General features: G+C 72.4%; 4 protein-coding genes. All 4 read right to left on the bottom strand.

Annotated elements, in window-relative coordinates; translation table 11 throughout:
• Positions 1-85: 85 nt before the first annotated feature.
• The 4 genes from QBL25_RS02065 to QBL25_RS02080 all read right to left on the bottom strand — a co-directional run bounded on the left by QBL25_RS02065 (position 86) and on the right by QBL25_RS02080 (position 14,829).
• Positions 86-1,657, bottom strand: a complete 1,572-nt coding sequence (locus QBL25_RS02065; protein ID WP_409055213.1) for an FAD-dependent monooxygenase — start codon at positions 1,655-1,657, stop codon at positions 86-88.
• A gap of 60 nt (positions 1,658-1,717) precedes the next feature.
• Positions 1,718-4,942 (bottom strand): AMP-binding protein, encoded by a 3,225-nt coding sequence (locus QBL25_RS02070; protein ID WP_409062516.1) that lies wholly within the window; start codon positions 4,940-4,942, stop codon positions 1,718-1,720.
• A gap of 223 nt (positions 4,943-5,165) precedes the next feature.
• Complete coding sequence (locus QBL25_RS02075; RefSeq protein WP_409062517.1) at positions 5,166-8,210, bottom strand: type I polyketide synthase; 3,045 nt, start codon at positions 8,208-8,210, stop codon at positions 5,166-5,168.
• Positions 8,211-8,277: 67 nt separating this feature from the next.
• On the bottom strand, positions 8,278-14,829 hold the full coding sequence (locus QBL25_RS02080) for a type I polyketide synthase (protein WP_409062518.1): 6,552 nt from the start codon (positions 14,827-14,829) through the stop codon (positions 8,278-8,280).
• Positions 14,830-14,855: the final 26 nt, after the last annotated feature.

The raw sequence follows: 14,855 nt of genomic DNA on the forward strand, positions 1-14,855 counted from the left end.
TGTATCGGCGTATTCGTGGGGCCGTGCACGCGTGTCCCGTCAGCGGGACACGCCTGCGCGCAAGGTCCGTCTTTCGCCTCGGTGGCTAGGTCCGCCGTGCGGGCGCCGCTGTCGCCGGGCCGCACCAAGTGGTGAGCGCGGTGCGCAGCGCCCCGGTGTCGGGCGCTTCTCCCGCGGCGGCCGCCCAGGCGACATGGCCGTCGGGGCGGATGAGCAGCGCGGCGGGAGCGGGAATCTCACCGACGGCCGGGACGGGCCAGTGGTCGTCCTCGCTGCGCGCCTCGACGACGTCGATACGGTCGGCCCAGCCCTCGGCGACCGCCGTCACCCGGGCGCTGCCGCGCAGGTCGAGCAGGACCGGGCGGGCGGCGTGCAGCAGTTCGTACACGCGGGTGGCGCCCTCGACCGTCTTCAGGTCGGCGTCGGGGACCCGGCGTCCCGCCAGCAGATGGTCGCCGTCGGTCGGGTAGCGGATGTCCAGCGCCGTGAGCATGCCCCGCAGATGGGCGTTGACGTCGTCGAAGACTATGAGCGCGGCGAACACGTCGCGCAGCGCGTCCGTGTGGGCGCCGGGGCGGGCCAGGGCCGCCTGCGCCCGGGTGTTGTGCAGCACCCGCTCCCCGACGGGGTGGCGCTCGGCGTGGTAACTGTCCAGGAGGCTGTCGGGTGCCTGTCCGCGCACCACCGATGCGAGCTTCCAGCCGAGGTTGACCGCGTCCTGCACCCCCATGTTCAGCCCTTGCCCGCCGGCCGGGAAGTGGATGTGCGCCGCGTCGCCCGCGAGCAGCACGCGGCCCGTGCGGTACTGGGCGGCCTGGCGCGCGGCGTCGCTGAACCGCGAGACCCAGCGCGGACCGTGCATGCCGTAGTCCGTGCCCGCGATCCTGATCAGCGACTGCCGGAGCTGTTCGAACGTCGTGGGTTCGTCGCGGTCCGCGACCTGGCCGTGCTCGGTCGTGATCACCCGGTACCAGCCCGGCTCGAAGGCGATGACCGAGTAGTCGCCGGCCGGGCAGCGCCGGCCCCAGATGTAGTCCTCGGGCAGATCGGGGAGTTCGACGTCGCCGATCAGGGAGGTCATCGTCGCCGGGGTGCCGGGGAAGTCGATGCCCGTCAGTTTGCGCACCGTGCTGCGCGCACCGTCGCAACCCACCAGGTAGCGGGCGCGCAGCGTCGCCGGTGACGTCTGCGCCGTACGCAGCTCGACGGCCACACCGGACTCGTCCTGGCGGATGCCAATCACCTCGGACGACCGGCGCACCTGTACGCCGAGCTCGGCGGCCCACTGCTCCATCAGCAGTTCCACGGTGGACTGAAGGATCATCAGCGGGTAGGGGTGGCGGGACTCGGACTCGTCGAACTCCAACCGCAGGGCGGAGAAGTGGCCCACTCCCTGTAGTTCACCGAGGGCCAGGAAGCGGTCCAGGACTCCGCGCTGGTCCAGCACCTCCAGCGTGCGCGAGTGCATCCCGCCGGCCCGCGACTCGCCCGTGCGCTCCGGGAGCCGCTCGACCACCACCACGTCGGCGCCCGCCAGGCGCAGCTCGCAGGCGAGCATCAAGCCCGTCGGACCGGCGCCCGCGATCACCACGTCCGTGTCCCAGCCGGTGTGCCCCACGTCGTTCTCCCCCTCGGTCCGCTGCGCCTGTGACGTCATGAACTGCTCTCCACGTACCTGCTCGGGCCCACCGGGCCCTCCTTGTCGGCCGCGGCCCGCTCAGAGGACCTGGCCGTCTTTCGTCCTGCGGCGCAGGGTCGGCCTGCTGGACTGGGTGAGGTCCTTCCACGTGTCGGACAGGCCGGCGACGGTACGGACCGCGAACAGCGTGCGGATGGACACCTCCTGGTTGAGTTCCGCCCGGATCAGACCGACCAGCCTGATGGCGCGCAGCGAGTTGCCGCCCAGGTCGAAGAAGTCGTCGTCGATGCCCACCCGGTCCACTTCCAGGGCGTCCGCGAAGGCCTGGGCGAGTGCCCTTTCGGTGCTGTTGCGCGGTGCCCGGTGCTGTCCGTCGTCGAACACCGGCTCCGGCAGCGACGCCCGGGCCACCCTGCCGCCGGCCGTCACCGGCAGCTCCGTGAGCGTCACGAACGCCGACGGCACCATGGCTTCCGCCAGCCGCCCAGCGGCGAACCGCCGCAGTTCCTCGCCCGAAGGACCGGCACCGGTTTCCGGGCCGCCCGCCGGGACCACGTAGGCCACCAGGCGCTGCTGCCCGGAGTCGTCCTTGACGGCGACCACGATCGACTGTGCGAGGCCGGGGTGTTCGGCCAGCGCCTCCTCGACCTCGGCCGCCTCGACCCGGACACCCCGGATCTCCGCCCGGGCGTCGGCCCGGCCCACGTACTGAAGCCGTCCTTCGGCCCCCCACCGCACGCGCTCTCCGGTGCGGTACATGAGGGTGCCGGGCGGGCCGAAGGGGCAGGGCACGAACCGCCCCGCGGTCTGACCGGGGCGCCCGGCATAGCCACGCGCCAGTGCGGGTCCGGCGACGTACAGCTCGCCCGTCACGCCTGCCGGGACCGGCGCCAGGCCGGGCCCCAGCACGTACAGCGCGCTCTGGTCCGCCGGACGGCCGATCGTGCCGCCGTCGAGCACCGATGCGCTCGCGCTCAGACGGTGGCCTGCGGCGAGCCCGGTCGTCTCCGCCGGGCCGTGGCCGTGGACGAGCGTCAGCTCGGGGCAGGCCTCCCGCACCCGTCGCAGCGCGGCCGCGGGCACACGGTCGCCACTGGTCCACACCTCGGTCAGCCCGGCGAGGCACGCGGGGCGTGTGGCGGCGACCGCCGCGAACAGGGAGGCCGGCAGCCAGGCCGTGGAGATCTGGTGTGCTGCCAGCGACTCGGTCAGCGTCTCGATGTGCGGTCCTGCCGGAGGAGCCACGACGACCTGGCCACCGTTCAGCAGAGGCACCCACAGTTCAAGGGCGAGCCCTTCCCAGGTGGGCGGCGCATGCCACAGCACGGTGCCGCGGCCGCCTTCCTGCCAGTGGCTGTCCAGGACGAACCGCTCCATGCTCCGGTGCGTCACGGCGATTCCCGTGGCGGCGCCGGTCGACGCGGAACCGTAACCCACGGCCAGCAGGTTGTCCCGGTGTATCCGGGCCGGGGCCGTCCGCGCAGCGCTGTCGGCGTCCCCGTCGGCGTCCCTGTCACCGGCGGCGGCCTCCGCGCGGAGTTCGTCGAACACGATCACCGGAACATCCGGATCGGCCCTGAGCGCCTCCGCGGCCGTCGCGTCGGTGAGCACGACGCGCGCCGAGGCGTCCCTGACCACGGACGTGATCACGTCGGTAGGGGCCGCGGGGTCGATGGGCAGGTAGGCTCCGCCCGCCTTCGCCACGCCCAGCAGGGCGACGGCCAAGTCCACCGATCGGGGCAGCGCCACGCCCACGACCGCCTCCGGGCCCACCTGCCGACGCCGCAGCGCTTCGGCCAGCCGGTCCGACCGCTCGTCCAACTCCCGGTAGGAGACCGCCGCATCCCCCGACCTCATCGCGACGGCGTCGGGAGCCGCCCGCACCTGCCGGGCGAAAAGCTCCGGCACCGTCAGTCCCGGCAGTGACGCGTCCGTGCCGTGCGACGCCGTCAGGACCTGGTCCCGCTCGGCGCCGCTCAGCACGTCCAGGGCGCCGACCCGCGTGTGCGCGTCGGCGGCCGTCACCGCACGGATGTAGGCGATCAGCTCCGCACCGATGAAGCGCAGCTCGGCCCGGGAGTACAGCTCCGCGGGGGCATCGAGCCGGAAGCACAGGTCGCTGTCGGGGCTGCCGTCGGTGCCGACGGCGATCGACAGTTCGTCGAACGTCCCGGTCGTCGCGCAGAGATAGCGGGCCGGGCTGTCGCCGAAGTGGAGTTGCTCCGCGAACTCGGTGACGTTCATGACGGCGCCGAACGTGCCGCGGTCGCCCAGGGCGGCTCCGCTCGCGCGCTGGATGTCGGAGTAATGGCAGGCGGTGTGATCGAAGATGTCGTACGTCTCGTCGCTCAGCGCGTCGGTGATGTCGGTGAGGGTCGCATCGAGCGGCACCCGCACCCGCACCGGCACGACGTTGACCGCCAGACCGGGGGTCCTGCTCGCCGCCCCCGACCGGTTGCCCACGGCCAGCGAGAAAAGGAACTCCGGGCGATCGCAGCGGTGCCGGAAGAACACCGCCGCGGCCGCGGTCAGCAGCGAGGACATCCACACGCCCATGGACTTCGCGGCCTCGCCCCACGCATCCGCCTCGGCGCGCGGGACGGTCAGCGTGCGGCTCACCACGCCGATCGAGGCGGCCACCTCCGACCAGCGGTCGGCGCTGCTCATCGGCTCGGAGAGCGCGGAGCGCGTCGACTCGGACAGGGCGACGCGCGGGACCTGCGCGGGTGCGGGCGCGTCCTTGAGGTAGTCGCGCCAGAACTCCGTGTCGTCGGCGAATTTCTGCGAGCCGTGATACTCCGCTGCCCCGGCGGTGAACGACTCGGCATCCCACGGGTGGGGCAGGTCCGGTGCCTTCTCCCCCCGTGCCAGCGCGGTGTACACCTCGGCGATGCGCCGCGACAGCAGACCGGCTGCGCCGTATCCGTCCGAGATGAGGTGGTGGTAGGCGATCACCACGAGCGAGCGGGCCGCCGCGAGTTTGACCACGCCCAGCCGGAACAGCAGATCCCGCTCCAGGTCGAAGGGCCGTCGCACCGTGTCGGCCAGCGCTTCGCGCGCCGCCTGTTCGGGGTCGGCCTCGGACCTGAGATCCAGGGAGAAGGGCCGCCAGTCCCCCAACTCCCTGGGCACCAGGCGCAGACCGCTGCCGTCGTCGACGAAGTTGACGCGCAGGACCTCGGCCTCGTCCAGCACGTGCCGGAATGCGGATTCCATGGCCGCCGGGTCCAGCTCACCGTCCACGTCCCACAAGATCATCGCGTGGTTCAGCGAATCGGGAGTCATTTTCTGCGCCAGCCACATCCCCTTGTGCGCAGCCGGTGCATCGAATGAACGCAAACGGATCAACCCCTCAACAAATAGGCCCGGGAGGCGGAGGAATTCGCAGATCTCCTCCACCTTCACGGAGGTGGAGCGGCCGGTCAAGACATTCAGGTTCCGGGGCGATACGGGCCGCGACCCTAACGCGCCGTGTCCCGTCGGCGGGACGCGGCACAAGGCGCAAAGGCCCGGGAATGCAAGGTAATTAGCGCGGATTACTGCCGGCCATCGAGGACATGAGGTGCCCGGCGATCAGTTTCGGTGTCGGGTAGCGCAGCACGACATTCGCCCTCAGCTTGAGTCCGGTCGTCGCGGCCAGGCGTTTACTGAGCTCCACCGACAGCATCGAGTCGAATCCGATGTCCCCGAATTTCTGGTCGGGATCGATGGTATCGGCGGAGGGGTGCCCAAGAACGACGGCGACCTTCTCCAGGACGTGGTCCAGTACAAAGGTCTCCGCGTCGCCGTCGGGGAGCGCGGCGAGCTTGTCCGCCAGCGGGACGGTGTCATCCTCGTCCTCGGGCAGCTCGGCGGAGGGCATCTCCACCGTCGACGCCGCGTGCGAGGGGGCGTTCAGCCAGTAGCGCCGCCGCTGGAACGCGTAGGTCGGCAGGTCGACGACGCGCGCCGGCCGGTCCGCGAACACCGCCGGCCAGTCGACGTCCACCCCCCGCACCCACACCTCGCCCAAAGAGGAATAAAACCGCTCAAGGCCGCCCTCGCCCCGGCGCAGCGAACCCACCGCGACGACCTCGCTGCCGGCCTCCTCAGCGGTCTCCAACACCCCCCACGTCAACACCGGGTGCGCGCTGGACTCCACGAAGGCCCGGAATCCGTCGGCGAGCAGCGAGCGCACGACCGGCTCGAAGGCCACCGGGCGGCGGCAGTTGTCGAACCAGTAGCCCGCGTCCAGCTCGGAACCGTCAAGGACCTCGCCGGTCACCGTGGAGTACATCGGCACCGACCCCGCCCGGGGCTCGACGAAGCCCAGCAGGTCGAGAATCCGCTCGCGCAGCCGGTCCACCTGGGCGCAGTGCGAGGCCACGGTCGCCGCCACCACCCGCGCCCGCACCCCCTCCTTCTCCAAGGCCGCGACCAGTTCCTCCAAGGCCTCGGTCTCCCCGGCCACCGTCGCCGCCCGGGGGCCGTTGACCCCCGCGACCGACAACCGCTCCCCCCACGGCTCAAGCCGCGTCTCGACCTCCGCCCGCGGCAACGCCACCGACGCCACCGCGCCCCGGCCCATTAGCTCGTCGGCGAACAACTGCGACCGCAGGACCACCACCCGCGCCGCGTCCTCCAACGACAACGCCCCCGCCACGCACGCGGCGGCGATCTCTCCCTGCGAACTGCCCACCACCGCCGCGGGCACCACGCCGGACGCCCGCCACATCTCGGCCAAGGACACCATCACGGCGAACAGCACCGGCTGCACCACCTCGATACGCTCCAGCGACGGCGCCCCTTCCACCTCCCGCAGCACGTCCAGGACCCGCCACTTCACATGTGCCTCGATCGCACGCGCACACTCCGCGAGCCGAGCCGCGAACACCGGCGAGGAGTCGACCAACTCCACCGCCATGCCCGCCCACTGCGCCCCCTGGCCGGGGAAGACGAACACGGTCTTGCCGTCGATGTCGGCCGTTCCGCGCACGACGGGCTCGGCGAGCTGCTTCAGGAGCGGTTCGCGCTCCGCGCCGGTCACGACCGCCCGGTGCCGGAACGCCGAGCGCGACACCGCCAGGGACAGCCCCACATCGGCCACCGACACCTCGGCCTGCGCGGTGACGAAGTCCTTGAGCCGCTGCGCCTGCGCCTCCAGTGCCGCAGAGCTCTTGCCCGACACCACCCACGGCACCGGCCCTGCCGCGCCGTCCGGGTCCGGGGCGGGCCGGGGCGCCTGCTCCGACGCCGGAGCCTCCTCCAAGATCACGTGTGCGTTGGTGCCGCTGACGCCGAAGGACGAGACCGCGGCCCGCCGCGGCCCGTCCGGCCGGGACCACTCCCGCCCTTTGACCAGCAGTTCGACCGCACCGGACGACCAGTCCACATGCTGGGAGGGCGTATCCGCGTGCAGGGTTCCCGGCAGGAACGCGTGGCGCATGGCCATCACCATTTTGATCACCCCGGCGACTCCCGCGGCGGCCTGGGCGTGGCCCATGTTCGACTTCACGGACCCCAGCCACAGCGGTCTGCCCGCGGCCCGGTCCTGTCCGTAGGACGCCAGCAGCGCACCGGCCTCGATGGGGTCCCCCAGCGCGGTTCCGGTGCCGTGGGCCTCGACGACGTCCACCTCACGGGCCGAAACGCCCGCGTTCGCCAGTGCCTTGCGGATCACCTTCTCCTGGGCGAGGCCGTTGGGCGCGGTCAGGCCGTTGCTCGCGCCGTCCTGGTTCACCGCGGAACCGCGCAGCACGGCCAGCACCGGGTGGCCGTTGCGGCGGGCATCGGACAGCCGCTCCAGCAGCAGGACGCCCACGCCCTCGGCCCAGCCGGTTCCATCGGCTCCGTCGGCGAAGGCCTTGCAGCGGCCGTCGGCCGACAGGGCACGCTGCCGGGAGAACTCCACGAGGGTCACGGGTGTCGACATCACCGATGCCCCGCCGGCCAGCGCGAGCGAGCACTCGCCCGAACGCAGCGCGTGCGCCGCCAGATGCAGGGCCACCAGCGACGACGAGCACGCCGTGTCCACCGACAGCGCCGGCCCGGTGAACCCCATCTCGTACGCCACCCGGCCCGAGGCGACGCTCAGCGTGCTGCCGTGCAGCAGGTAGCCCTCCAGTTCGTGCTGGTCGGCCTCCAAGAAACGCGCCCCGTACTCGGGTGAGCTCACCCCGGTGAAGACACCGACGTCGGTCCCTCGCACTCCGGCGGGAACGATGCCCGCCCGCTCGAAGACCTCCCATGAGGTCTCCAGCAGCAGACGCTGCTGCGGGTCGGTCGCCAGCGCCTCACGCGGGCTGATGCCGAAGAAGTTCGCGTCGAAACCGGCCACGTCCCTCAGGAAGCCGCCATGCCGCACGTACGCGCTGCCGGCCGTGTCGGGATCCGGGTCATACACATCCCGCCACCCGCGATCCTGCGGGAACGCGTCCACGACGTCCCGGCCCTCGCGGACCACCTCCCACAGGTCCTCGGGCGACGACACGCCTCCCGGGTAGCGGCACGCCATGGCCACCACGGCGATCGGCGCGCCCCGGTCGGCCTTCAGGGCCTCGTTCTCCTGCCGCAGGCGGTCGCGCTCTTCCAACAGCGTGCGCAGCGCCCTCTGGACCCGGGCCGCGCCCTCCTCCGTACTGTCCGGCGGGTTGGTCATGTCACATGTCCCTCTCGTCCAGAGCCAGGTCGACCAGTGCTTCCAAGTCCAGGGCCGCCAGTTCACCGGCGGCCGTGCCCGCGCCGGGCGCCGGCCCCTCCGTACCCGGTCCAGCGGGTGCGGCGCACGCAAGGACCAGGTCCAACAGGCCCGCGCTGCGCAAGCTGTCGATCGAGACGGTCCGCAGCACCTCGCGGATCTCCGTGTCCCCCTCCGCACCCTCGTCGGGCTCCGGGCGCAGCAGACCAAAGAGGTGTCCGCTCAACTCGCGTGGTGTCGGGTAGCTGAAGACGAGGGTGGACGACAGGCGCAGGTGGGTCGAGGCCGCCAGGCGGTTGCACAGTTCGACCGCGGTCAGCGAGTCGAATCCGAGGTGGCTGAAGGCCTGGTCCGCGTCGACGGCCGCACCGGTGGGGTGCCCGAGCACGACGGCGGCCTGCTCGCGGACCCAGTCGAGGACGGCTGCCGCCGCCTCGTCCGCCGGCAGGCCGGCCAGCCTGCCGGGCAGGCCGGGAGGGGCGCTTTCGCCGGCCTTGCCGACCCGGTTGCGGGGCGGACGGTGAGTGCCGACGAGGTCGCGCAGCAGGAGCGGCAGCTCGTCGCCGGTCTTGTTCCGCAGCGCGGAGAGGTCCATCCGGGCCGGGATGAGGACGGGTTTGCCGCTCGCGCACGCCGCGTCGAACAGGGCCAGCGCCTCGGGTGTCGCCATCGCGGCGACGCCCAGGCGCCTCGTCCGCACGAGGTCGGCCTGGTCCAGGTCCGCGGTCATGCCGCTGCGCTGCTCCCACCATCCCCAGCACAGCGATGTGCCGGCCAGGCCAGCAGCCCTGCGCTGGGCCGCCAGACCGTCCAGGAACGTGTTCGCCGCGGCATAGTTCGCCTGTCCGCCGCTCCCGAGCGTGCCCGCCAGGGCGGAGAACTGCACGAACGCCGACAGGGTGTGCTCCCGCGTCAGCTCGTGCAGGTTGACCGCGCCGCCGACCTTGGCGCGCAGTACGTCTTCGACGCTCTGCGCGGTCAGCGACTCGACGGTGCCGTCCGCCAGCGCACCCGCCGCGTGCACGATAGCCGTCAGCGGGTAGCCCCGCGGCAGGTCCGTGAGCATGGCTGCCACGGCGGCCCGGTCCCCGACGTCACCGGCCCGGACCGTGACCCTCGCGCCGTGCCCTTCCAGGTCGGCGACCAGCTCCGCCACTCCGTCGGCCGCCGTTCCCCGACGGCTTGCCAGGACCAGGCTCCGCACCCCGTGCTCGGCGACCAGATGCCGCGCCACCAGGGAACCCACTCCCCCGGTCCCGCCGGTGACCAGTACGGTCCCACCGCCGAAGGCGTCGCCCACTTCGAGGACCAGCTTGCCCACGTGGCGTCCCTGGCTCATCTCGCGGAACGCGCCGCGCGCGTCACGGATGTTCCGCAGGGAGATGGGGTTCAGGTGTATGCGTCCGTCGGCGAACAGCTCAAGGACGGCCCGGAACATCTCCTGGGTCGCGTCCAGGCCTTCCTCGTACAGGTCGAAGGCCCGGTAGTCGACGCCAGGGTAGTCGGCCGCGACGTGACGGGGGTCGCGGATGTCCGTCTTGCCCATCTCGATGAAGTGGCCGCCCTCGGGCAGCAGCCTCAGCGAGGCGTCGACGAACTTGTGCGCGAGGGAGTTCAGGACGACGTCCATGCCCCGGCCGCCCGTGGCGTGCAGGAACGTGTCCGCGAACTCCAGGTCGCGGGACGACGCCAGGTGCTCGTCGTCCAGGCCGAGAGCGCGCAGGGCGGGCCACTTCGCCGGGCTCGCGGTCGCGTATATCTCGGCGCCGACGTGCTGCGCCAGTCGAACGGCGGCCATCCCGACGCCGCCCGCCGCCGCGTGGATGAGGATCCGCTGCCCCTTTTCGAGCTTCATCACGTGGAAGAGCGCGTGGTAGGCGGTGAGGAAGGCGCTCGGCACGGATGCCGCCTCGGCGTGGCTCCACCCCTCGGGGGTGGGCATGAGCAGGCGGTGATCCGTCACGGCCACGCGTCCGAAGGCCCCGGAGAACGCGCCCATCACCCGGTCGCCCGGCGCCAGTTCGGTGACGTCGTCGGCCACCTCAAGGACCGTGCCGGCGCCCTCGCTGCCGAGCCCGGCCCCGAAGGCCGTCCGGTCCACCAGGCCCAGGGCTATCGTGACGTCCCGGAAGTTGAGCCCCGCGGCCTGCACGGCGACGCGCACCTGGCCACTGGTCAGCGGCTCCTCCACCTCGGGGCACGGCACCCAGGTCAGGTTCTCCAGCGTCCCCTTGGTGGGGATGCCCAACCGGTGGGCGCCGGCCGGAGGCGGCTCGATCCGGTGGTCCGCGGGCGAGGCCGGCGTCATGCGCGGTGTGAGGTACGCGCCGGCGCGCAGGGCCAACTGCTCTTCGCCGAGGGCCAGTACGCCGGGGAAGCAGGCCCAGGACCTCTCGTCGTCATCGACGTCCACCAGCCGGAACCGGCCGGGGTGCTCCGTCTGGGCGCTGCGGATCAGGCCCCACACGGACGCGCCGGGGAGGCTTTCGACGCTCTCCCCGCCCCCGGTGTCGAGGGCCAGGCGGGTGAGCACCACCAGCGTGGACCGGGCGAGCCGCTCCTCGGCGAGGAACCGCTGGATCCAGTCGAGGACGCGGGTGTCCGCGTCGGCGACCTGGGCGTACAGGTCCGTTCCCGCGGTGACGAGGTCGTCCAGGCACAGGACGATGTGCCGGGGTGCCTCCCCGCTGAGGGCATCCTCCATGGACGCATGGAGCAGGACGTCGTCCTCGCCCGCCCTTAGGAGCCGAGAGGCCAGGCCGGTCCTCGCGCCGATGACGCCCCACGGCCCCGGGCGGGTTTCCTGCTCGCCCTGCTGGAACGGTCGCCACCGCAGCTCGAACAGCGATTGCGCGCTCCCGCCGCGTGCCGAGCGCAGGTGCTCGGGGCCGGCCGGCCGGAACGTCAGCGCCGCCACGCGCGCGATGTCGCTGCCGTGCTCGTCGGCGATCGCCAAGGAGACGACGCCGTCGCCCGCCGGGGTCATCCGCACCCTGACGCTGGTGCCGCATTCCCCGGTCAGGGCGGCCTGCGACCACGAGAAGGGCATCCAGCCCTGGCCGCCGTCCACGTCGAGGACCCCGCCGACGGCCGCGGCGTGCAGCACCGCGTCGACCAGCGCGGGGTGCAGGGCGAACCCGCCGCCGTCCGAGCCGTCGTCGGTGGCCGGCAGAGTGGCCAGCACGTACAGGTCCTCGCCGTGCTGCCATACCTCGCGTAGCCCACGGAAGGCCGGACCGTAGTCGAAGCCCTTGTCCGCGAGGGAATCGTAGAACCCCTCCAGGGCGATCCTGTGCGCCCCGGCCGGCGGCCACACGGCGAGTGAGGGCCCCTCCCCGGTGCGCCCAGCCGGCCCCGGTGTGCTCGGTGTGCTCGGTGCCAGGTTTCCCGTCGCGTGACGGGTCCAGCCGCCCACCGTCCTGCCGTCGTCACCGGGGCGCGAGTACACGTCCAGGGAACGGCGTCCCGTCTCGCCGGCCGCGCCGACGACGACCCGGACCTGTACATCGCCCGCTTCGGGAAGGACCAGGGGGACTTCCAGGGAGAGTTCGTCGACCCCCGCGCATCCGACGGTGTCGCCCACCCACAGCGCCAGATCCAGGTAGGCCGTTCCCGGTACGACGACCGTGCCGAACACGGCGTGATCGGCCAGCCAGTCGTGCGTGCGCAGGGACCACCGATCGGTGAACACCACCTCGCCCGTGCCCGGATGGTCCACCACCGCGCCGAGCAACGGGTGTTCCGGGGCCGAGAGTCCCGCCGAGGCCACGTCCGCGGCGCCCGTCCCGGCCGAGGGCTCAAGCCAGTAACGCCGGCGCTCGAACGCGTACGTCGGAAGGTCCGCCCGTCGGCGCGCCCCCAGCAGGGCGTCCCAGTCGACGGATCCGCCCCGGACGTGCAGCTGGGCCAGCGAGCCGACCAGCGCCTCGACGGGTCCTCGGTCCCGCCGCGACGACGTCAGGACCACCGCGTCGTCCACGCCCTCACCGGCGAAGGCTTCCTTGGTGATGCTCGCGAGGGCCGATCCCGGGCCCACTTCGAGGAAGACCTGCCCACCGGCCGCCCGAGCGTGCTCCACCGCGTCGAAGAAGCGGACGGGTGCGCGGACGTGGTGCACCCAGTGCTCGACCGACGTCAGCTCTTCAGAGGTGGCCACGCGGCCCAGCCTCGTGGAGACGACCGGGATCACCGTCCGCCCGGCGGGCAGCTCTCCGATCGCTCCCGCGAACTCGTCGAGGACCGGGTCCATGAGCGGGGAGTGGAACGCGTGGTCCACAGGTAGCAGTTTCGCCTGCGTGCCGTCGGCGACGAGCCGGTCCCGAAGCGCGAGGATCTCGTCGCGGTCACCCGAGACCACCAGCGATTCCGGACCGTTGACGGCGGCCACACCGACACGGTCGTACGAGTCGAGCAGCGCCCTCACGTCATCTTCCGAGGCGCGCACCGCCAGCATGCCGCCCGGCTCGGTGACCGTCTGCATGACCCGACCACGAGCGGCCACGAGCCTGGTGGCGCTCTCCAGGTCCATGGCGCCCGAGACGTGAGCGGCCGTGATCTCGCCGACGGAGTGACCGATCAGGTAGTCGGGCCGCGGGCAGTACTGCGTCATGAGCCGATACAGACTCACCTGGAGGGCGAACAGCGCCGGCTGCGCGATGTCGGTGCGCTGCGCCCGGGCCTCCTCCAGCGTGTCGGCGACGAGCAGGGGCTTCAGCGCGTACGGCAGGTGGGCCTCGAAGTGGTCGCAGACCTCGTCGAGGCTCTGCGCGAAGACGGGAAAACGGTCGTACAGCTGGCGCGCCAGGCCGACCCAGCGCGCCCCCTGTCCCGGGAGCATGAAGACGGAACCACCGAGTCTGCCCGCGACACCGCGCACCACCCGGGCGGACTCCGTGCCCTCGCCCAAGGAGGCCAGGCCGCTCAGCAGCTCCTGCCGGTCCTGCCCCAGCACCACCGCGCGATGCTCGAGCCCCGCCCGGCTCGACGCCAGCGACCCGCCGACATCGCCGAGGTCCAGGCTCTCGTCGGCGGCGGCGAAGTCGCGCAGCTTGGCGGCTTGCGCCCGCAAGCCCTCCTCCGACCGCGCCGACAAGGCCCACGGGACGATCCGTCCGGCGCCGTCCGGCTCGTGATCGGCGCTGCCCGCTGTGGTCTCCTCCTCGGGAGCCTGCTCGATGATCAGGTGGGCGTTCGTGCCGCTCACGCCGAACGCCGACACCGCGGCCCGCCGCGGCCCGCCGGTCTGCGGCCATGGCCGCGCCTCCGCGAGCAGTTCCACCGCGCCGGCCGACCAGTCCACGTGGGGCGTCGGCTCGTCCAGGTGCAGCGTCTTGGGCAAGGTGCCGTGCCGCATGGCCATCACCATTTTGATGACACCCGCCGCGCCCGCGGCGCACTGCGGGTGACCGATGTTGGACTTCACCGACCCCAGCCACAGCGGCCGGCCGCCGGGCCGGTCCTTGCCGTAGGTGGCCAGCAGCGCCTGCGCCTCGATCGGGTCACCCAGCGTCGTGCCGGTGCCGTGCGCCTCTACGGCATCCACCTGATCCGCCGTCAGCCGCGCGTTCGCCAGGGCCTGGCGGATGACGCGCTGCTGGGAGGGGCCGTTGGGGGCGGTGAGGCCGTTGGAGGCGCCGTCCTGGTTGACGGCCGAGCCACGGACGACCGCGAGCACCTGGTGACCGTGTCGCCGGGCGTCGGAGAGGCGTTCCAGGAGCAGCAGACCCACCCCCTCGCCCCAGGCCGTGCCGTCCGCGGCGGACGCGAAGGGCTTGCACCGGCCGTCCGGAGCAAGCCCGCGCTGCCGGCTGAACTCGACGAACACGCCGGGCATCGCCATGACCGTCACGCCGCCCGCCAGCGCCAGCGAGCACTCGCCGTTGCGCAGCGCCTGGGCCGCCATGTGCAGGGTCACCAGCGACGACGAGCACGCCGTGTCGATCGTGACGGCCGGTCCCTCGAACCCCCACACGTAGGAGATGCGTCCCGAGGCGACCGCGACCGAGGTGCCCGTCATCAGGTAGCCCTCAAGGGCTTGCGGCGATGCGTGCAGCGGCGGCCCGTACTCCTGGCGCGCGATTCCCACGTACACGCCGGTGCGGCTGCCGCGCAGCGTCGTCGGGTCGATGCCGGCCCGCTCGATCGCCTCCCACGAGGCCTGCAACAGGAGTCGCTGCTGCGGGTCGATCGCCATCGCCTCGCGCGGGCTGATCTCGAAGAAGGCGGGATCGAACTCGTCCGCGTCGTACAGGAAGCCGCCCTCGCGCACATACGACTTGCCCGGGGTGCCCGGCTCCGGCACATACAGCTCGTCGAGATCCCAGCCGCGGTTCCGCGGGAAGCCGGAGATGGCGTCCCGCCCGGCGGCGACCAGCTCCCACAAGTCCTCCGGCGAGCGCACTCCGCCCGGATAGCGGCAGCTCATGCCCACGATCGCGATCGGCTCGTGCGCTGCCGCGGACAGCTCGGCGTTCGCGCGGCGCAGGTGTTCCGTCTCCTTGAGAGATGCCCGCAACGCCTCGACGACCTCATCATTCGCCC

It is taken from the genome of Streptomyces sp. SYP-A7185 (assembly GCF_046103685.1).
Taxonomy (GTDB): Bacteria; Actinomycetota; Actinomycetes; order Streptomycetales; family Streptomycetaceae; genus Streptomyces.

Coding starts and splice junctions, on each gene's coding strand:
- QBL25_RS02065 (WP_409055213.1), bottom strand. CDS start 1,657: ATGACGTCACAGGCGCAGCGGACCGAGGGGGAGAACGACGTGGGGCAC.
- QBL25_RS02070 (WP_409062516.1), bottom strand. CDS start 4,942: ATGTGGCTGGCGCAGAAAATGACTCCCGATTCGCTGAACCACGCGATG.